We start from the raw sequence: 17890 nt of genomic DNA on the forward strand, positions 1-17890 counted from the left end.
TCTCCCCACGCCTAGAGGCGAGGGAGTCCGACCTTCACAGGTCGGGGTTCCTGCTTCACAGGCGACTGCACCCGAGAGGACCCGGAATGTCTGACGTCACCTCCACAGGCGGACACGGCAAGACCTGCCGCCAGGATGTTCTTCGCGGCGTTGACGTCCCGGTCGTGCCGGGTGCCGGAGGACGGGCACTGCCACGCCCGGATGCCGAGCGAGAGTCGCGTGAGCAGGTGCCCGCAGGCCGAGCAGGTCTTGGAGCTGGGCAGCCAGCGGTCGACCACGATCAGCTGACGGCCGTGCCTGGCCGTCTTGTATTCGAGCATGCGGCGGAAGGTGCCCCACCCGCAGTCGGAGATGGCCTTGGCCAGCGTACGGTTGCGGACCATGTTCGTCACGGCCAGGTCCTCGATCACGATCACGTCGTGGTCGCGGACCAGACGCGTGCTGGTCTTGTGCAGGAAGTCCGTCCGGGCCGCGCGGACCTTCCGGTGGGCGCGGGCGACCTTGGCCTTGGCCTTCTCCCGATTGTTCGACCCCTGAACCTTGCGCGCGTGGCGGCGCTGGTAGCGGGCCAGGTTGCGGTCCCGCTTGGCCAGATGTCGCGGGTTCGGGATCTTCTCGCCGTCGGAGGTGACGGCGAAGTCCGTCACCCCGAGATCGACCGCGACCACTGCTCCTGCGGGCGCGAGCCGGTCGGGTTCGGCGGCATCGACGGCGAAGGAGACGTACCACCGCCCGCACGGGTCACGGGAGACGGTCACCGTGGTCGGGGCGATCGACGCCGGGTCCACACCGGGCCAGGACCAGACGAACGCCAGCGGCGCGTCCATCTTCGCCAGGAACAGCCGCCCGTCACGGTAACGAAATCCCGATCGGGTGTACTCGGCCGACTGCCGTCCCGCACGGGACTTGTAACGCGGGTATCTGGCGCGTCCGGCGAAGAAGTTCGTGAACGCCGCCTGCTGGTGCCGGATCGCCTGCTGCAGCGGCACCGAGGACACCTCGTTCAGCCACGTCAGCTCATCGGTGGCCTTCATCGCGGTGAGGTAGGCGTTCGCCTGAACGAAGCCGATCTTCACCCGCTCAGCGCGGTACCGGTCGCGCCGCCAGGCCAGGGTGCGATTCCAGACGACGCGCACACAACCGAACGTGCGATTCAACACGCCTACCTGCTCAGGCGTCGGGTACGCCCGGCACTTGAACGCCGTCCTCACAGATCCATTTTGACCAATCACCCACTCGAGAATCACCCACTTCGCATGAAGCACGTGCGGGTGGTGTCCAGCTTTTCCTCCCCGAGGTTGAAGCCCGGGGTCTCCGGCCTCATGGAGTTTCGATGAGCTCACTGCCCCTCGCCGTGGCCCGGCGGCACCGGCGGGGCGTGCGGCACACCCTCGACGTGAGGGTGTCGCCGTACGCCTACGTCGCGCCGTTCCTGCTGCTCTTCTGCGCCTTCGGGCTGTTCCCGCTGGCCTACACCGCCTGGGTGAGCCTGCACGACTGGACGCTGCTGTCGGACGAGCACGCCTTCGTCGGCGCCGCCAACTACGCCACGCTGCTGGCCGACGGCTACTTCTGGAACGCCGTGTTCAACACGCTGTCCATCGGCGTGCTGTCCACCGCGCCGCAGCTCGTGCTCGCGATCTGGCTGGCGCACCTGCTCAACCGGCCGCTGCGCTTCCAGACGCTGTTCCGGGTGTCGCTGCTGCTGCCCAACGTCACCAGCGTGGTCGCCGTCGTGGTCATCTTCAGCCAGCTCTTCGGCCGCGACTTCGGGCTGATCAACTGGGTGCTGTCCTGGTTCGGGGCCGGCGCGGTGGACTGGGCGGCGGGCACGGCCACCTCCCACGTCGCCCTGTCCACGATGATCATGTGGCGCTGGACGGGGTACAACGCGCTGATCTTCCTGGCGGCCATGCAGGCCGTCCCGCGCGAGCTGTACGAGGCGGCCACCCTCGACGGCGCGAGCGGGTTCACCCAGCTCCGCAGGATCACGCTGCCGATGATCCGGCCGACGATCGTCTTCGTGGTCGTGGTGTCCACGATCGGCGCCATGCAGATCATCGCCGAGCCCCTGCTGTTCAGCGCGAGCAGCGGCGCCGGGGGCGTCGGCGCGAGCGGCGGGCCCGACCGGCAGTACCAGACGCTCGCGCTGTTCGTCTACGAGCAGGGCTTCACCAAGTTCGACTTCGGTTACGCCGCGGCGGCCTCGTGGCTGATGTTCGCCGCCGTGGTGCTGGTCGCGGGCGTCAACTACCTGCTCACCCGCCGGATGAGGGGCGGGCTGGCATGAGGCTGCGCTACCTCACCCTCGTCGCGGTGGTCTTCTTCTCCGCCTTCCCGCTCTACTACAGCGTGGTCGTGGCCTCCCGGCACAACTCGGCGCTGGCCCAGGTGCCGCCGCCGCTGCTGCCCGGCGGCAACTTCTTCGCCAACGTCTCCCGCGTCTTCGACACCGTGCCGTTCGGGCTGGCGCTGCTCAACTCGGTGCTGGTCGCGGGCTCGATCTCGGTCGCGGTGATGTTCCTGTCCACGCTGGCCGGGTTCGCGTTCGCCAAGCTCCGCTTCCGGGGCCGCAACGCCCTGCTGCTGGTGACGGTCGCCACCATGACCGTGCCGGCGCAGCTCGGCATCATCCCGCTCTACCTGCTCATGGTGAAGCTGGAGTGGACCGGCACCATGTACGCCCTGGTCGTGCCCGCCCTGGTCAACGCGTTCGGGGTGTTCTTCATGACCCAGTTCCTCTCGCGCGCCCTGCCGGGCGAGCTGCTGGAGGCGGGCCGGGTGGACGGGTGCACGACGTGGGGGCTGTTCTGGCACGTCGTGCTGCCGGTCGCGCGGCCCGCGGCGGCGGTGCTCGGCATGCTGACCTTCATGTCGGCCTGGAACGACTACTTCTGGCCGCTGGTCGTCCTCACCCCCGACAACCCGACCGTGCAGGTGGCCCTGTCCACCCTGGCCAGCGGCTACGTCAACGACTACGTGCTGGGCCTGGCCGGCACGGCGGTCGGCACCCTCCCCCTCGTCCTCGTCTTCGCCCTGTTCGGCAGACAGATCATCGGCGGAATCATGCAAGGAGCAGTAAAAGGATGATTTTCCCGGAAAACTTCGTCTGGGGTGCCGCCACGGCCTCGTACCAGATCGAGGGGGCGGTCAAGGAGGACGGGCGCGGCCAGTCGATCTGGGACGTCTTCTCCCACACCCCCGGGAACGTGGCGGGCGGCGACACCGGCGACGTCGCCTGCGACCACTACCACCGCCACACCGGCGACGTCGCGCTCATGCGCGAGCTCGGGCTGGCCGCCTACCGGTTCTCCGTGGCCTGGCCGCGGGTCCAGCCCGACGGCACGGGCCCCGCCAACCCCCGCGGCCTGGCCTTCTACGACCGGCTCGTGGACGAGCTGCTGGCCGCCGGCATCACCCCGTACGCGACGCTCTACCACTGGGACCTGCCCCAGGCGCTGGAGGACCGCGGCGGGTGGACCGCCCGCGACACCGCCCACCGGCTGGCCGACTACGCCGAGGCCGTGCACGCCCGGCTGGGCGACCGGGTGCGCCACTGGACCACGTTGAACGAACCGTGGGTCGCGGCGTACCTCGGCTACGGCAACGGCGTCCACGCGCCCGGCCGCCGCGACCCGGCGGCGGCCATGCGCGCCGCGCACCACCTGCTGCTCGGCCACGGCCTCGCGGCGGCCCGGCTGCGCGAGCGGGGCGCGCAGCACCTCATGCTCGTCGTCAACTCGGCCCCCGCGCTCACCCCCGCCCAGGTCGGCGACCCGTCCGCGGTGCCGGGCGAGGCGGACGCGGCGGCCGTGGAGCGCGTCCACGCCCTGCTGACCGGGCAGTTCCTCGACCCCGCGGTCCACGGCCGCTACCCGGAGGCGGTGCTGGAGGCGGCCGGACGCAACGGCGGCACCGGCCACATCCAGGACGGCGACCTGGAGCTGATCGCCGTGCCGATCGACCAGATCGGCGTGAACTACTACAACCCATGCGTGGTCGAGGCGGCCCCCGGCGAGCCGGCCGACGCCGCCTGGCCGGGCTCGGAGGACATCGGCTTCCGCGCCGCCGAGGCCCCGTCCACGGCCATGGGCTGGCCGATCGTGCCCGACGGGCTGTCGCGGCTGCTGGTCCGGCTGACCCGCGACTACCCGGGCATCCCGCTCATGGTCACCGAGAACGGCGCGGCCTTCGAGGACGTGGTGGTGGACGGCCGGGTCCACGACGCCGAGCGCGTCTCCTTCCTGGAGGGACACCTGCGCGAGGCGCACCGCGCCATCGAGGCGGGCGCCGACCTGCGCGGCTACCTCGTGTGGTCGCTGCTGGACAACTTCGAGTGGGCCGAGGGCTACCGGCGCCGGTTCGGCATCGTCCACGTCGACTACGCCACCCAGGCCCGGACACCGAAGGACAGCGCGCTGTGGTTCAGGAACGTGATCGCCAGGAACGGGCTGTAGATTCCTTCCGTGTTCACCCTCTCCCTGGCGCAGACATGAGGCGGCCGACCCTGGAGGCGGTCGCCGCCCGCGCCGGGGTCTCCCGTGCCACGGCCTCGCGGGTCGTCAACGGGCAGACGACCGTGGCGCCGCACATCCGCGACGCCGTGCTGCGCGCGATCGACGAGCTGGGCTACGTGCCCAACCCGGCCGCGCGCAGCCTGGTCACGCAGCGCACCGACTCGGTCGCGCTCGTCGTGTCGGAGCCGCCGACCCGGGTGTTCTCCGAGGATCCCCTGTTCTCCACGGTGATCCGCTCGGCGAGCGTGGAGCTGGAGACCGTCAACAAGCAGGTGGTGCTCATGCTGGCCTCCTCGGCCAGCAGTCACGCGCGGGTGGAGCACTACATCGCCGGCGGCCACGTCGACGGGGTCATGCTCATCTCCATGCACGGGGCCGACCCGCTCCCGGCCGCGCTGTCCCGGCTGCGCGTGCCGGTCGTCTCGTACGGCCGGCCCGCCGTCCCCGTGGACATCCCGTACGTGGACAACGACAACGTGGGCGGGGCCGAGCTGGCGGTGCGCCACCTGGTGGCGGCGGGCCGGCGGCGGATCGCCACGATCGCCGGCCCGCAGGACATGATCGGCGGCCAGGACCGGCTGACCGGCTACCGCAACGTGCTGCGCGACTCCGACCGCCGCTCGATCGTCGCGGTCGGCGACTTCACGCGCGAGTCGGGCGCGGTGGCGATGCGCCAGCTCCTCGGCGACGACCCGGGCCTCGACGCGGTGTTCGTGGCCAACGACCTGATGGCGGTGGGCGCGCTCCAGTCGCTGCGGCAGGCGGGCCGCCGGGTGCCGGACGACGTGGCGGTGGTGGGCTTCGACGACATCGAGGCCGCCCAGTACACCGAGCCGCCGCTGACGACGGTCCGCCACCCGGTGGTGGAGCAGGCGACGGCGATGGTGCGGCTCCTGCTCGGGCTGTTCGAGGGCGGCCCGGCCGAGCCGGTGATCCTGCCGACGGAGCTGGTGGTGCGCGAGTCGGCCTGACCTCAGCGGGACGGCTCGCGCGGCGGCTCGGCCCGCCACGGCAGCCGGCCCTCCAGCTCCACCTGGAGCGAGAAGCTGAGGAACGTGCGCACCGCCACGATCACGGCCAGCACGCCCACGCTCTGGAACGTGGGCGAGACGGCCACGGTCCTGATGATGTCGGCCGCCACCAGCAGCTCCAGGCCGAGCAGGATCGCCCGGCCCACGCTCTGCCGGCACAGCGTGTAGAGGCCGGCCGCCTCGCGCGTGCGGACGTACCTCACCCCGAAGTCCACGAGCGCGGCCAGGACGCCGGCGGCGATGACGAGCACGCCGGCGAAGTCCATGACCCCGCCGATGATCTCCATGACGTCCTGCACGCAGCTCCCCCCCTCGGCGTCTTCATGCCCACCCCGCTCCCCGCACGATCTCAATCCGCCTGTGATCAACGGCTGGAATGCTGGAGCTCCAGTGGAACAGCGGCCGTGGGGAGCGTCATGCCGGTGCTTACGTCCAGGGCTCGGGTCCGGCTCGCCGCCTCGGCCGTGGCGCTGGCGCTTGCGGCCTTCGCGCCGCTCGGAGCGTCGTCCGCGGCGCGGGCGAGCTCGGACGTGGTCGAGTACACCTGCAGCGGGGACTTGGTGCCGGCCCAGACCGTACGCGTCCGGGTGACTCTGACGATGCCGACCTCGGCCGTGGTGGGAGAGCAGTTCTCCATCACGTGGAGCGGCACGTTCGAGACGGGCTCGGAGCTGAAGGCGCCCTCGGTGGGGCTGTCCGCAGGGGTGAACCTCTACGCGCACGCCGGGATCTCGGGGTTGACGGGGCTCACCTCCGCCACCGGCGTGGGCGCCCTCGGCGCCATCACGCCCGGACAGGCCATCACCCTGCCCACCGTGGAGATGAAGGCCACGGCGAGGAACCCGGGCACCGGCTCCGTCCGGCCCGGCGCGGTCAACCTCGGGACGACCGAGAACGACCCCCTGATCGAGTGCGAGCCGGCCAGTGCCGGGCGGCTCTCGGCGTACCCGCTGACGGTCGCCGCCGGGGGCACCGACCCCGACCCGGACACCTCGACCTCCGGCACGCCCACCTCTTCCGGCGCCTCCGACGACGAGGACTCGTCCGACTCCTCGGAGGACACCTCCGAGAGGGAGACCACCCGCGAGCGGTCGTCCGCCGTCCCCAAGGCGGGAGCGGAGACGGGTGGCGGCGGCGAGGCGGGCCCGGACGGACGGGCGCTCGTGCTGGGCGGGTCGGCGCTGATCATGGCGGCGGGGATCGGCGGTCTGCTGACCCGCCGCCCCCGGCGCGCCACCGGCCGCGGCTGATCCTCGTGGACCCGCCGGCCCCGCCGGCCGGCCCTACAGGTCGGAGCGGTCGGGGAGGCCCTGCCAGTCGCTGGCGCTGCTCACGGCCGCCGCGCCCAGCAGCGTGCCGCGGTGCAGCCGCTCCTGCGGCGTCAGCCCGTCCAGCGCCGCGCTGATGTAGCCGGCCACGAACGCGTCGGCGGAGCCCGCCGTGTCCACGATCGGCACCTGGAGTCCCGGCGCGTCGTAGCGCATCCGGTTGGCGCGCACGCTGGCGCCCTTCATGCCCCGCTGCACCACGACCTCCCGCTCCGGCGTGAGCGCGGGCTTGACCAGGTCCAGCTCGTCCTGGCCGAGGAACAGCAGGTGGGACTCGCAGGCCAGCTCGCTCAGGACCTCCTCCGCCTCGCGTACCGACGGCCACAGCGCCGGCACGTAGTTCACGGCGAACGAGATGACCACCTCGGCGGTGCGGGCGGCGCTCACGGCGGCGCGGACCGCTTCGAGCGCGCCCCGCCCGAGTCCCGCCGTCAGGCCGGTGACGTGCAGCATCTTCGAGGCCGCGATGCGGTCGATGGGCACGTTGCCCGGTGAGAGGGACGAGCCGGCGGACCCGTCGCGGTAGTGCGTCACCTGCGGTTCGCGGCCCACGCGCGACTCCCTGAGGAGCATCCCGGTACGGGCGCCCTCGCTGACCCGTACGTCGGCGACGTCGACGCCCTCGCCCCTCAGCACCGTGAGGACTCTCGCCCCCAGCTCGTCACCCCCGACCTTGCCGAGGAAGCAGGCCCGGTGGCCGAGCCGGGCCAGGCCCACGGCCAGCGTGAGCTCGGGCCCGCAGACGTCGAGCCGGGCCTCGGACTCGTGGCGGACCCGGCCGCTGGAGACGACTCCCAGCGCCTCGCCAAGGGTGTAGACGTCCGTCATGGGCGAGACTGTAGCCGGTCTGTGTGTCTCCACAGGATTTTCTTGCTGATTGCCCAGGTAGTGGGTGTGATCAAAATTTTGTAGTAACTTTGCTCAACCTTTTCCCCATATGGTGGCTCTAAGTAGTAAAAGCGAGCCGGCTTCCCGGGCCGGCTCCAGCGATACGGGGAGAGGAATCAGCACCCTCATGAGAAAGATCGCTGTAGGTATCGTCTCTGCCCTCGTGGGTGGGGCCATGCTCGTGTCGGGTGGCGGCGCCGCCATGGCCAAGACCAAGGCGTCCACCGTCGACATCAGGGACATTTCGCCCAACCCGGTCGTCGTCAAGGGCGACGGCGAGACGGAGGCGTTCTTCAAGGTCGACGCCAGCAGCGACGTGGACAACGTCAAGCTGAGCGTCACCCCCCTCGGCGTGCGCACCTTGCGCGCCCAGGAGGCCAAGCAGCTCGAGTCCTGGCGCTTCAGCGTCCCGTTCAACTCCGACGACGCCGAGGGCAAGTGGCGCGCCACCGCCCAGGCGTTCAAGAACGGCCAGGTCGTCGCGACCGACGAGGCCGTCTTCAGCGTCGAGATCCAGGACGAGAAGGCCGAGACGCGGATCGCCCGCTTCAGCGCCGACCCCTACAAGGTCCGCAAGGGCAAGACGGTCTGGGTCTCCGGCCGTCTCCAGGTGGATGACGAGGGCTGGGAGGGCGTTCGCGGCGAGAAGGTGAACGTCTACTACCGCGCCAACGGCTCCAGCGGCTGGAAGTGGGTCAGCTCCGCCACCACCAAGTGGGGCGGCAAGTTCACCGCCACCACCCGCGCGTGGAGGAGCGGCACGTACAAGGCCGTCTACGACGGCAACGACGAGCTCCAGGGCACCGAGAGCCGCACGGACTACGTCCGCGTGGTCTCCTGGGGTCACTGAGCTCGACCGGTCGTCATGACCGGTGAGCACGTCCGAGCGTGAGCCCGGTCCCCTCGCGGGGCCGGGCTCACGCCTTTTCTCCCGTTCTCCCAGCGGTCGTACGGGAAGTCCTCGCCGGCGAAGAATTCGGCTCCTCCCGTGCGGCCGTGAAAGGCGGCGTCCTGGGGGTAGCGTCGAAATATGGCTGACGACCTGCTGAAAGAGTTCGACCCGTTCGACATCTTCGACGCCGAGGCGGCCAGACTCGACCGGTACTTCTCCGGTCTGGACGACGAAGGCTGGCGACGGCCGTCGCGGTGCGCCGGGTGGTCGGTCCGTGACGTCCTCGCGCATCTGGCGGGCGAGGAGCTCTACAACCACGCCTGCCTCGACGGCAACGTCCAGGACTTGCTGGCCCGCCTCGCCCGCGAGGGGGTGAACGGGTTCCACGACTTCAACGAGTGGTCCGTACGGCAGCGCCGGCCCATGCCGGTGGAGGCCGTGCTGGAGGAGTGGCGCGAGCAGAACGGCGACACCCGCCGCCGCATGCGCGAGCTGGGCGCCGACCACCTGATCGACACCATGGCCGGGCCGTACCCGGTGGGGTCGCAGGCGTTCCACTACGACTCGGAGTACGCGACCCACGCCGACGACGTCGGCGCCCCGGTCACCGACGAGGAGATCGAGGGGCGGACGCTGTGGCGGGTCGAGGTGGGGCGGTTCGCCCTGGCCGAGCAGGGGGCGGACGTCCAGGTCGAGCAGACGGCGGACTCGATCTGGGTGTACGCCGACGGGGTGAGCGCGACGCTGTCGTACCCGGAGTTCGCCGAGGTCACGGTGGGACGGCTCCCGGCCGGTCACGGGCTCGACCCGCGGCTGGCGGAGAGGCTGCGCTGCCTGGCCTGACGGCGGGGACGGGCTTCGCGGGCCGTGGAGGCGTTTCCGCGGCCAGCGCAGCCCGGCGAGTGTGGGAGGAGACATGTGGCTGCGTGACCGCTCGGGAACCGAGCCGGCGTCCGCGCGCAGCCCGCTGCGCGCCCGGCGGGCGCTGTCGACGGTGGCACTGGTGGCCGGGGTGACGGCGGCCGTGTTCTTCGCGTTCAGCGCGATGAGCACGGGCGCCGAGGTATGGGCGTGGGAGGCGGCGATCGGCGCCGTGGTGGCGATCATCGCGGCGATCGACCTCGCGGTGGTGCGGCGGCGCCGCGGCCAGTCAGGGCGCTGAGCCCGCCCGACCCGCCGGCGTCAGGACCTGCTTCTCAGGCGACGAGCACGGCCAGGGTGAGGAGGGCCACCACCAGCAACACCGAGAGCACGATCAGCCACACGTGCCGTCTCACCCAGCCGCGCGCCCGTTCCCCGTACGGCCGCATGTAGCCTTCGCCGCCTGCTTCGATGCTGTTGATCGCCGCGACGCGCCTGGCCAGGTCCGGGTCCTCCAAGGCCAGGGCGTGCTCGATCTCCGCGAGGATGCGGCGTTCCTTTCCAGAGAGACCCATCGCGATCACCATGCTCCCACGCCGGTGAAGGCTTTGTACCCACAAGTAATGGGGGCATGCGACCGCTCGTGCCGGAAGTGGCGCGGTAAGTTTGTTCGGTCAGTTCGTGCCGTACCGCTGCCTGAAACGCTCGACGCGGCCGGCGCTGTCCACGATCCGCCCGCGGCCGGTGTAGAAGGGGTGGCTCGCGGAGGAGACGTCCACGTCCACGACGGGGTACGTGCGGCCGTCCTCCCACTCGACGGTCTTCGCGCTGGTCACGGTGGACCGGGTGAGGAAGGCGAAGCCCGCGCTCGGGTCACGGAAGACGACGGGACGGTAGGACGGGTGCAGGTTCTTCTTCATGCCCCCCTCAACCTGACGACAACGGTTTTCATTCCCGCGCTTCGGAATCCGGTCCGAGCACCGACCGGCCGAGAGTACGGCAGGCTGCCCGGTACCGCCCGGCGGGCCTGGTGCGAGGTGACGTTCACGATCGCGCCGGACGTGCCGGCGGCCAGGAAGCGCGGATCTCGGCGGTGGAGAGGTGTGGACGGAGGCGTCGCGCTAGACGGCCACCACGTACGACACGCCCATGATCCCCACGCTACGTCCGGCTCCGGGATCAGCGCGCCTTCGTCACACCGCGCAGGACGAAGGCCGCGTGGATCGCCGGGAAGAGGACGGCCGACGCCGCCGCGACGACGAGCGGCGGGAAGAGCGGCGCCCCGGCGGCGCAGGCGACGCCCACGGCCGTCATGAGGGCCGCGGCCACGCGCCGGGACCGCCGCTCGCCCGCGCTCCCGTACCACGGGCCGATCCGGGCCAGTCGGCCGCCCAATGCGACGAGCAGGAGCCCGAAGGCGACCGCGACGACCGTGTCCAGCGGGAGGTCGTGACCGGCCGCCCTGAGCAGGACACCCGCCTGGAGCACGACGAGGAAGAGCGGCAGCGCGACGAACAGGACGTTCAGCGTCCCGGCCCGCACGCTCGGCGGTGTCATCAGCCACAAGGCCCCCCTCGGCCAGACCATCACCCTCGCCGGTACCGGCCCCCTCGGGGAGAGCGGCGTCCTCGGGAACACCCGGTCCGCGAGGGCCGTGCCGCCCGCCACGACCACGCCGACGAAGGCCAGCGCCATCGGCAGCGCCGTCACGAAGACGAGCCGCGGCACCGTGACGCCGTGCCGCGCCGGGGTCGCGGGTCGGGTCGTCACCACCTCCGGCAGTGAGTCCCACGCCGCCCAGCCGATGGCGGCCATGGCGATCACGCTCATGACCGTGACGACGACGCCCGCCCAGGGCACCCCCGCGCCGGCGCTCTCCCGGCGGTCGTCGCTGCCGTGGTCCATCCCGCCCCCCTCCCCGTGACATGTACGGTCCGTCTCTCCGGGCCAGGGCCCGCGGCTCAGACCGTAAGGCGGATCTCCGGCACGGCACATCCGGCGCCGGACACCCTCGGGTCACGCCTTCCGGGAACCCGCGCATGACGGAAGTCATGGGCCCGGGACATGACCTTCGGCGGGCTGTGGCGCGAGGAGGCGAGGGTTATGCTCCGATCATGCGGCGCGCCAGGTCGTTACGGGACATGACCGGCTGGGTGACGTTCGCCGGCGGCCGGCCTCCGCTGGCGTTCCACGTCTTCTTCTGGGGCTCGGCCGTCATCGCCGCGGTCGTGTTCGCCGTGGGCCTGTCGGCGATCCGCCGGATCGGGGCCGACGCGGGCCCGCTGTACGAGGCGTTCTTCGTCGGCGGCGCCGCCGCGCTGCCCCTGGCCTGCGTCCTGTGGCCGCTGCTGCCGTGGAGCCCTGACGCGTCCGCGGCGCGCAAGGGCGCGAGCGTGCTGTTCCTCGGCGTCAGCCTCCTCGTCATGCTGGCCGGCGGGGCCGCGGCCCTGCTCATGGCGGGCCTCGCCGTCGGCAACGCGCTGGTCGTCCTCAAGCTGCGCGGAGGCGTCGGGTACGCGGTCCTGGCCGGCCTCTTCCAGTTCGCCATGAGCCTGCTCAACCCGGCTCAGCCGTTCGTGGCCGCGGTGCTCAACGGCGCGACGGTCACCCTGGTCTGCCTGGTGATCCTCGTGGTGGTCGACGCCATGATCGAGGTGAACCGCAGGACGGAGGAGACCGCACGGCTGCTGGCCGAGCTGGGCGAGGCCCACGCCGAGCTGCGCCGCCACGCGGACCGCGCCCGCGACCTGGCCGTCGCGGAGGAGCGTGCCCGGATGGCCCGGGACATGCACGACTCGGTGGGGCACTACCTGACCGTCGTCAACGTCGGCCTGGCCAACGCGCAGCGCTACCGCACGCTGCGACCGGACGCCGCGTGGGACGAGGTGCGGCAGGCCCAGGAGCTCACGCTGGAGGCGCTGGCCGACACCCGCCGATGGGTGCGCGCCCTGCGACCGCTGCGGATGGAGGGACGGACCGGGATCGCCGCGCTGCGCGCCCTGGCCGAGTCGTTCCGCTCGGCGGACACCGACGTGACCTTCACCGTGACGGGCGGCTGGCCGGACATCGACGAGAGCAGGGAGCTCGTCTGCTACCGGATCGTCCAGGAGGGACTGACCAACGCGCTGCGCCATTCCCGCGCGCGCCACGTCCGCGTCGCCGTGGCGTGCACGCCGGACGGCGTGGACGTGACCGTCTCCGACGACGGCACGGGCGCCGATCCTGAGGCGGTCGTCGCCGGGTTCGGGCTGAACGGGCTGCGGGAACGGCTGCACGCCGTCGACGGGGCGCTGGAGCTGGCCGCCGACCCGGGCGAGGGCTTCACCCTGCGCGCGGTGGTGCCCGCATGAGATCTTGGGTGAGTGGTGCACCGATGAGAGACGAGCGCGTCCCCGGCCGCGGGCCGGAGACGGCCGGGCCGGTCCGGGTCCTGCTGGTGGACGACCAGATCCTCATGCGGGAGGGGCTGCGCAAGCTCCTGGAGATCGAGCCCGGCATCGAGATCGCCGGCTCGGCGGCCGACGGCGCCGACGCGCTCGACCTGCTGGCCGGCATGCCGCCGGCCGACCGGCCGCACGTCGCCCTGGTGGACGCCCGCATGCCCCGTATGGACGGCGTCCAGCTCGTCGCGCGGCTGCGCGCGGAGTTCCCGCGGATCGCGTGCGTGATGCTGACGACCTTCGACGACGACGACTACATCTTCGGCGGGCTGCGGGCGGGCGCCCGGGGCTATCTGCTGAAGGACACGCCGCCGGACGAGCTGGTGGCCACGATCCGGCGGGCGGCCCGGGGCGAGACCGTGCTGGCGGGGGTCGCGGCCGAACGGGTGGTGGCCGCGCTCCGCGAGCGGGCGGCCGGTGAGGAGCCGGCGTCCGCGAAGCCGCCGATCCCCGGCGGCCTGTCGTCGCCGGAGCCGCCGATCCCCGGCGGGCTGTCCGACAGGGAGTACGAGATCGCCACGCTCGTCGCGTCGGGAGCGTCCAACCGCGAGATCGCCCGCCGCCTGCACATCACCGAGGGCACCGCCAAGAACCACATCTCCAGCTGCCTGCGCAAGCTCGGCCTGCGTGACCGCACCCAGCTCGCCGTCTGGATGACACACCACAATCCCGGCAGAGCGGACACTGGACCCCCAGGAGAGCCGTGAATTCCGCATCGCCCTGGGCGAATCCGTGCCGGCGATCACCCCCGACCACGTAAGGTAGCCGCATGGATACCCCCATCGAGGTCCTGCACCGGGTGTTCGGCTACGACTCGTTCCGGGAAGGCCAGCAGGAGATCATCGAGCACGTCGTGAAGGGCGGCGACGCGCTCGTCCTCATGCCGACCGGTGGCGGCAAGTCGCTGTGCTACCAGATCCCGGCGCTCGTGCGGCCCGGCGTCGGCGTGGTGATCTCGCCGCTGATCGCGCTCATGCAGGACCAGGTCGACGCGCTGAGGGCGCTCGGCGTGCGCGCGGGGTTCCTCAACTCGACGCAGGGCATCGACGAACGGCAGGCGGTCGAGGCGGCCTTCCTGGGCGGCGAGCTCGACCTGCTCTATCTCGCGCCCGAGCGGCTGCGGGTCGACTCCACCCTGCGCCTGCTCGCCAGGGGCGACATCTCGCTGTTCGCCATCGACGAGGCGCACTGCGTGTCGCAGTGGGGCCACGACTTCCGGCCCGACTATCTCGCGCTGTCCGGGCTGCACGAGCGCTGGCCGGAGGTGCCGCGCATCGCGCTGACCGCGACCGCCACCCCGGCCACGCACGCCGAGATCTCCTCCCGGCTGGGCCTCGACCAGGCCAGGCACTTCGTGGCCGGGTTCGACCGGCCCAACATCCACTACCGCATCACGGCCAAGAGCGAGCCGAAGCGGCAGCTGCTGGAGTTCCTGCGCACCGAGCATCCCGGCGACGCGGGCATCGTCTACTGCCTGTCGCGCTCCTCGGTGGAGAAGATCGCCGAGTTCCTGGCCGACAACGGCATCCCCGCCGTGCCCTACCACGCGGGCCTCGACGCGGCCACCCGCGCCGCCCACCAGTCCCGCTTCCTGCGCGAGGACGGGCTGATCGTGGTGGCGACGATCGCGTTCGGCATGGGCATCGACAAGCCCGACGTGCGCTTCGTCGCCCACCTCGACCTGCCCAAGTCGGTCGAGGGCTACTACCAGGAGACCGGCCGCGCCGGGCGCGACGGCCTGCCCGCCACCGCCTGGATGGCCTACGGCCTGCAGGACGTCGTGCAGCACCGGCGGCTGGCCCTGGAGGGCGACGAGGCGCACCGGCGGCGCCAGGTCCTCCACCTCGACGCGATGCTCGCCCTGTGCGAGACCGCCGGCTGCCGCCGCGTCCTGCTGCTCGACTACTTCGGCCAGGAGCTCGACAAGCCCTGCGGCAACTGCGACACCTGCCAGACGCCGCCCGAGTCCTGGGACGCCACGGTCCCGGCCCAGAAGGTGCTGTCCACGGTCCTGCGGCTGTTCCGGGAGCGGCGGCAGAAGTTCGGGGTGGGGCAGATCGTCGACATCCTGCTCGGCAAGACGACGGCCAAGGTGCTGCAGCACGGGCACGACTCGCTGACGGTGTTCGGCGTGGGCACCGAGCTGGGCAACACCGAGTGGCACGGGGTGGTGCGCCAGCTCCTGGCGCAGGGGCTGCTGGCGGTCGAGCCGGCCCACGGCGCGCTCGTGCTCACCGACGCGAGCGCCGACGTGCTGCGCGGGGAGCGCGAGGTCCGTCTGCGCCGCGACGCCCCGCGTCCCGCGCGCTCCCGGCCGTCCGGCGGTGGCAGCTCCTCACGGCAGGCGGTGGAGCTGCCGGCGGAGGCGGCGCCCCTGTTCGAGCGGCTGCGCGCCTGGCGCGCCGCCACGGCCAAGGAGCAGGGCGTCCCGGCCTACGTCATCTTCCACGACGCCACGCTGCGCGAGATCGCCACGCTCGCGCCCTCGTCCCTGGCGGAGCTGGGCAAGGTCAGCGGGGTCGGGGAGAACAAGCTGGCCAAGTACGGCGAACAGGTCCTGGAAACCCTGGCCTCGTGACACGGCCTCCGCGGCCCCTCGGCGCGTGACCTCGGCGGGCGGTCGTAGAGAGGGGGCGCGCGCTTGGCCGAGCCTCACGAGGCTTGGCGGCGCTTGCTCGGAGCCGCGTCCTCAGGAGCGCGTCCTTGGGGGCGCAACCTTGAGGGCGCAACCTTGAGGGCGCAACCTTGAGGGCGCAACCTTGAGGGCTTGGCCGGACCTCACGAGGCTTGGCGGCGCTACACGTGCGGCCTCGTACCGAGCTGGGCGTCGAACTGGGCGGCGGCGCGGTCGAGGGTCGCACGGACGTTCGCCTCGGCCGTCAGCTCCAGGGCCTCGGCGACGGTGAGCCATCGCAGCGGCGCGTCCGCCCGCTCGGGCCGTACGGCGTCGGGCGAGTCGGTGGCCAGCATGAAGCGCAGGTCGGCATGCTCGTGGGCCGGCTCGTGCGGCGCGGCGGGCACCGGGACGATCACCAGATGAAGGGGACTCCCGTCCGGCCAGGGCGCCAGGTCGGCCAGCCCGGTCTCCTCTGTGCCCTCACGCAGCGCGATCGCCAGCGGGTCGGTCTCGCCGGGGTCGGCGTGCCCGCCCACGAGGATCCAGGCGTGCTGACGGGGGTGCCAGCGCAGCAGCACCCGCCGGGTCGGCGGATGCACGATGAGCGCCGTCGCGGTCAGGTGCAACGGAAGGTCGCGCCCCCAGGGGCCGCCGGGGCCGTCCAGGATCTCCCGCGTCCGCTCGGCGTCCACGGCCTCGACGGCGTCTCGCGGCTCGGGCAGCACCACCATGAGTCTCTCCTTCGTACGTGCGCCTGAGAGGGTCCCACATCGCCGTACCGGTGCGACACCCAATATCGCCCTGTACGTCGTGAAGACGCCCACCGGTACGTCGTGAAGACGCCCACGGGAAGCCGGCCTCTCGGCAAGCGGTCCTCGGCACCGCGCCGTCTCGGGTCAGCCCGACTCCGGCGCGGGACCGGACCAGCAAGGCGGCGCCAAGGGCGGACTCCAGCCCGGCGGTCGGCTTGGACCCGGCCTGGTGGGTCATGACGGCGCGGTCGGCCACCTCGGCGAAATTCCCGTCGGCGACGACGGAGATTTCCGCGCGCGCCACGTCCGGGTCGCCGTCGCATGCACGCCCGACGGCGTGGACGCGACCGTCTCTGGAGATTCCCGTCGTCGACGACGGCAAGGCAGGTCCTGACGGCGCCCACTCCAGCTCAACGTACAACTTCTGGTTGTGTTCTGTCGGCGTGTCGGCTGTTGGACGCTCCACGCGGGCACCGGTTTGATGAGCGGCGCAAGAGCCTCCACAACAACCACTAGGAGTACGGGTGTCGTTGGCGGGCGGCCACGGCCGGCGCCAGGTGCCGGTGATCTGGCGGGGCTGATGCTCGTCACCTCCTCGCGGCGGACCCGTCCGCCCTCGACGGCATCGCGTTCCCGCACCCCCTGCCCCGGACATCGCCTTCCGCCCGGCCGCGGCGCCGAGGGCGGCCGCCCTCGCACCGCTGATCGAGGAGCTGTCGTTGCGGACGTCCGTCGCCCCCGCCGGACACCTCATCACCCCAAGGAGAGACATGACCGTCACCATCCCGACGCTGGGCCCTCGGACGACCGCGCTGCTCGTCATGGACTACCAGCGGGCGATCCTCGCCGCGATCCCCGGGCCGGCCGGGGCTGAAGCGCTGGTGTCCCGGGTCGCCGGCGCCATCGCCGACATGCGAGCGCACGGTGCCGCCATCGCCCACGTACGGGTCGGCTTCACCGAAGCCGACTGGGCGGCGATCCCGCCGGCGAACAAGACGTTCTCCTTCATCGGCCGGCAGCACCTGATGCACCACGAGGAGCCCGACACCGCCTTCCACGACCGGCTCACCCCCGAGCCCGGCGACATCACCGTCCGCAAGACCCGCTACGGCGCGCTGTCCACCACGGACCTCGACCGCCGGCTGCGGGAGCGCGGAATCACCACGCTGGTCATCGCCGGCATCACCACCAGCGGCGTCGTCCTGTCCACCGTCATCGACGCCGCCGACCGCGACTACCGGCTCTACGTCCTGTCCGACTGCGTCACCGACCCGGACGCGGGAACCCACCACACCCTGATGACCGGCGTCTTCCCGAGGATGGCCCACGTCATCGACACCGCCGAACTGCGCTCCCTGTTGCGCGGGAGCCACCCCGAAGGAGCCGCCGACGACCGGCGGGCATGACCGCCGGCGTCCGGACGCCCCTGCCGGCCGGCGCTTCGGCGCGGGGCGGTGGCGACGGCCCCACGAAGAACGGTCGTCGCCACCGCGCTGACCCCGAAACCGGGCGGTCAGCTTCACTGCCACATTAGCCGGACAATCGGCGTGGCGCTCTCGGCGCC

19 protein-coding genes are annotated in these 17890 nt (G+C 71.9%); 12 read left to right on the top strand and 7 right to left on the bottom strand.

All coding sequences use genetic code 11. The annotated features are described in order from the left end of the window. Nucleotides 1–11: 11 nt before the first annotated feature. Entirely contained in the window at nt 12–1211 is a 1200-nt protein-coding gene (locus tag HTZ77_RS35650; protein WP_175594147.1) for an RNA-guided endonuclease InsQ/TnpB family protein, read from the bottom strand. A 122-nt stretch (nt 1212–1333) separates the two neighbouring features. On the opposite strand from HTZ77_RS35650, the gene HTZ77_RS35655 reads away from it, so the two are divergent. The 4 genes from HTZ77_RS35655 to HTZ77_RS35670 are packed head-to-tail and all read left to right on the top strand — an operon-like array spanning nt 1334 to nt 5488. Next, on the top strand, nt 1334–2290 hold the full coding sequence (locus tag HTZ77_RS35655; protein WP_175594148.1) for a carbohydrate ABC transporter permease: 957 nt from the start codon (nt 1334–1336) through the stop codon (nt 2288–2290). Continuing rightward, the gene (locus HTZ77_RS35660) at nt 2287–3090 is read left to right on the top strand and encodes a carbohydrate ABC transporter permease (RefSeq protein WP_175594149.1); all 804 of its coding nucleotides are present in this window, start codon (nt 2287–2289) and stop codon (nt 3088–3090) included. Before HTZ77_RS35655 ends, HTZ77_RS35660 begins: the two co-directional genes overlap by 4 nt. Beyond that, nucleotides 3087–4457, top strand: coding sequence for a GH1 family beta-glucosidase (locus HTZ77_RS35665; RefSeq protein ID WP_175594150.1), 1371 nt, complete (start codon nt 3087–3089; stop codon nt 4455–4457). Before HTZ77_RS35660 ends, HTZ77_RS35665 begins: the two co-directional genes overlap by 4 nt. Before the next feature lie 35 nt (nt 4458–4492). Then, nucleotides 4493–5488, top strand: coding sequence for a LacI family DNA-binding transcriptional regulator (locus HTZ77_RS35670; protein ID WP_175594151.1), 996 nt, complete (start codon nt 4493–4495; stop codon nt 5486–5488). A 2-nt stretch (nt 5489–5490) separates the two neighbouring features. Here the strand turns inward: HTZ77_RS35670 and HTZ77_RS35675 are convergent, their stop codons facing one another. Next, entirely contained in the window at nt 5491–5847 is a 357-nt protein-coding gene (locus HTZ77_RS35675) for a DUF1622 domain-containing protein (RefSeq protein ID WP_328808959.1), read from the bottom strand. 117 nt (nt 5848–5964) lie between these two features. On the opposite strand from HTZ77_RS35675, the gene HTZ77_RS35680 reads away from it, so the two are divergent. Continuing rightward, a complete protein-coding gene (locus tag HTZ77_RS35680; protein ID WP_175594152.1) occupies nt 5965–6798 on the top strand; it encodes a hypothetical protein in 834 nt (277 codons plus the stop codon). A 33-nt stretch (nt 6799–6831) separates the two neighbouring features. Here HTZ77_RS35680 and HTZ77_RS35685 read toward each other — a convergent pair whose 3' ends face one another. Beyond that, on the bottom strand, nt 6832–7704 hold the full coding sequence (locus HTZ77_RS35685; RefSeq protein ID WP_175594153.1) for a sugar kinase: 873 nt from the start codon (nt 7702–7704) through the stop codon (nt 6832–6834). 235 nt (nt 7705–7939) lie between these two features. On the opposite strand from HTZ77_RS35685, the gene HTZ77_RS35690 reads away from it, so the two are divergent. The 3 genes from HTZ77_RS35690 (at nt 7940) to HTZ77_RS35700 (ending at nt 9818) form a co-directional block, all read left to right on the top strand. Continuing rightward, the gene (locus HTZ77_RS35690) at nt 7940–8614 is read left to right on the top strand and encodes a hypothetical protein (protein WP_175594154.1); all 675 of its coding nucleotides are present in this window, start codon (nt 7940–7942) and stop codon (nt 8612–8614) included. Nucleotides 8615–8794: 180 nt separating this feature from the next. Further along, on the top strand, nt 8795–9499 hold the full coding sequence (locus HTZ77_RS35695) for a maleylpyruvate isomerase family mycothiol-dependent enzyme (protein ID WP_175594155.1): 705 nt from the start codon (nt 8795–8797) through the stop codon (nt 9497–9499). A 73-nt stretch (nt 9500–9572) separates the two neighbouring features. Further along, a complete protein-coding gene (locus HTZ77_RS35700; protein ID WP_175594156.1) occupies nt 9573–9818 on the top strand; it encodes a DUF6343 family protein in 246 nt (81 codons plus the stop codon). A 34-nt stretch (nt 9819–9852) separates the two neighbouring features. Here HTZ77_RS35700 and HTZ77_RS35705 read toward each other — a convergent pair whose 3' ends face one another. The 3 genes from HTZ77_RS35705 to HTZ77_RS35715 form a co-directional block, all read right to left on the bottom strand. Beyond that, the gene (locus HTZ77_RS35705) at nt 9853–10092 is read right to left on the bottom strand and encodes a DUF3040 domain-containing protein (RefSeq protein ID WP_175594157.1); all 240 of its coding nucleotides are present in this window, start codon (nt 10090–10092) and stop codon (nt 9853–9855) included. A gap of 99 nt (nt 10093–10191) precedes the next feature. Beyond that, on the bottom strand, nt 10192–10437 hold the full coding sequence (locus HTZ77_RS35710; protein ID WP_175594158.1) for a type B 50S ribosomal protein L31: 246 nt from the start codon (nt 10435–10437) through the stop codon (nt 10192–10194). A gap of 259 nt (nt 10438–10696) precedes the next feature. Next, nucleotides 10697–11422: a hypothetical protein gene (locus HTZ77_RS35715; RefSeq protein ID WP_175594159.1), complete on the bottom strand. Its 726-nt coding sequence runs from the start codon at nt 11420–11422 to the stop codon at nt 10697–10699. 209 nt (nt 11423–11631) lie between these two features. Between HTZ77_RS35715 and HTZ77_RS35720 the strand changes: the two genes are divergently transcribed. From HTZ77_RS35720 to recQ, 3 genes are all read left to right on the top strand, one after another. After that, nucleotides 11632–12867 (top strand): sensor histidine kinase, encoded by a 1236-nt coding sequence (locus HTZ77_RS35720; RefSeq protein WP_175594160.1) that lies wholly within the window; start codon nt 11632–11634, stop codon nt 12865–12867. A gap of 23 nt (nt 12868–12890) precedes the next feature. Next, entirely contained in the window at nt 12891–13664 is a 774-nt protein-coding gene (locus tag HTZ77_RS35725) for a response regulator (RefSeq protein WP_175594161.1), read from the top strand. 62 nt (nt 13665–13726) lie between these two features. Continuing rightward, entirely contained in the window at nt 13727–15535 is a 1809-nt protein-coding gene (gene recQ / locus HTZ77_RS35730; RefSeq protein WP_175594162.1) for a DNA helicase RecQ, read from the top strand. 218 nt (nt 15536–15753) lie between these two features. Here recQ and HTZ77_RS35735 read toward each other — a convergent pair whose 3' ends face one another. Next, nucleotides 15754–16305, bottom strand: coding sequence for an NUDIX hydrolase (locus HTZ77_RS35735; protein WP_175594163.1), 552 nt, complete (start codon nt 16303–16305; stop codon nt 15754–15756). A gap of 791 nt (nt 16306–17096) precedes the next feature. Between HTZ77_RS35735 and HTZ77_RS35740 the strand changes: the two genes are divergently transcribed. Beyond that, complete coding sequence (locus HTZ77_RS35740; protein WP_175594164.1) at nt 17097–17732, top strand: cysteine hydrolase family protein; 636 nt, start codon at nt 17097–17099, stop codon at nt 17730–17732. Nucleotides 17733–17890: the final 158 nt, after the last annotated feature.

The organism is Nonomuraea montanisoli (assembly GCF_013363975.1).
Classification (GTDB): domain Bacteria; phylum Actinomycetota; class Actinomycetes; order Streptosporangiales; family Streptosporangiaceae; genus Nonomuraea; species Nonomuraea montanisoli.

Excerpts from the sequence above, each read along its gene's own strand:
- HTZ77_RS35655 (WP_175594148.1), top strand. The coding sequence starts at position 1,334 with ATGAGCTCACTGCCCCTCGCCGTGGCCCGGCGGCACCGGCGGGGCGTG.
- HTZ77_RS35685 (WP_175594153.1), bottom strand. The coding sequence starts at position 7,704 with ATGACGGACGTCTACACCCTTGGCGAGGCGCTGGGAGTCGTCTCCAGC.
- HTZ77_RS35665 (WP_175594150.1), top strand. The coding sequence starts at position 3,087 with ATGATTTTCCCGGAAAACTTCGTCTGGGGTGCCGCCACGGCCTCGTAC.
- HTZ77_RS35660 (WP_175594149.1), top strand. The coding sequence starts at position 2,287 with ATGAGGCTGCGCTACCTCACCCTCGTCGCGGTGGTCTTCTTCTCCGCC.
- HTZ77_RS35715 (WP_175594159.1), bottom strand. The coding sequence starts at position 11,422 with ATGGACCACGGCAGCGACGACCGCCGGGAGAGCGCCGGCGCGGGGGTG.
- HTZ77_RS35705 (WP_175594157.1), bottom strand. The coding sequence starts at position 10,092 with ATGGGTCTCTCTGGAAAGGAACGCCGCATCCTCGCGGAGATCGAGCAC.
- HTZ77_RS35725 (WP_175594161.1), top strand. The coding sequence starts at position 12,891 with ATGAGAGACGAGCGCGTCCCCGGCCGCGGGCCGGAGACGGCCGGGCCG.
- recQ (WP_175594162.1), top strand. The coding sequence starts at position 13,727 with ATGGATACCCCCATCGAGGTCCTGCACCGGGTGTTCGGCTACGACTCG.
- HTZ77_RS35680 (WP_175594152.1), top strand. The coding sequence starts at position 5,965 with ATGCCGGTGCTTACGTCCAGGGCTCGGGTCCGGCTCGCCGCCTCGGCC.
- HTZ77_RS35690 (WP_175594154.1), top strand. The coding sequence starts at position 7,940 with ATGCTCGTGTCGGGTGGCGGCGCCGCCATGGCCAAGACCAAGGCGTCC.
- HTZ77_RS35670 (WP_175594151.1), top strand. The coding sequence starts at position 4,493 with ATGAGGCGGCCGACCCTGGAGGCGGTCGCCGCCCGCGCCGGGGTCTCC.
- HTZ77_RS35735 (WP_175594163.1), bottom strand. The coding sequence starts at position 16,305 with ATGGTGGTGCTGCCCGAGCCGCGAGACGCCGTCGAGGCCGTGGACGCC.
- HTZ77_RS35740 (WP_175594164.1), top strand. The coding sequence starts at position 17,097 with ATGACCGTCACCATCCCGACGCTGGGCCCTCGGACGACCGCGCTGCTC.
- HTZ77_RS35710 (WP_175594158.1), bottom strand. The coding sequence starts at position 10,437 with ATGAAGAAGAACCTGCACCCGTCCTACCGTCCCGTCGTCTTCCGTGAC.
- HTZ77_RS35700 (WP_175594156.1), top strand. The coding sequence starts at position 9,573 with ATGTGGCTGCGTGACCGCTCGGGAACCGAGCCGGCGTCCGCGCGCAGC.
- HTZ77_RS35720 (WP_175594160.1), top strand. The coding sequence starts at position 11,632 with ATGCGGCGCGCCAGGTCGTTACGGGACATGACCGGCTGGGTGACGTTC.
- HTZ77_RS35695 (WP_175594155.1), top strand. The coding sequence starts at position 8,795 with ATGGCTGACGACCTGCTGAAAGAGTTCGACCCGTTCGACATCTTCGAC.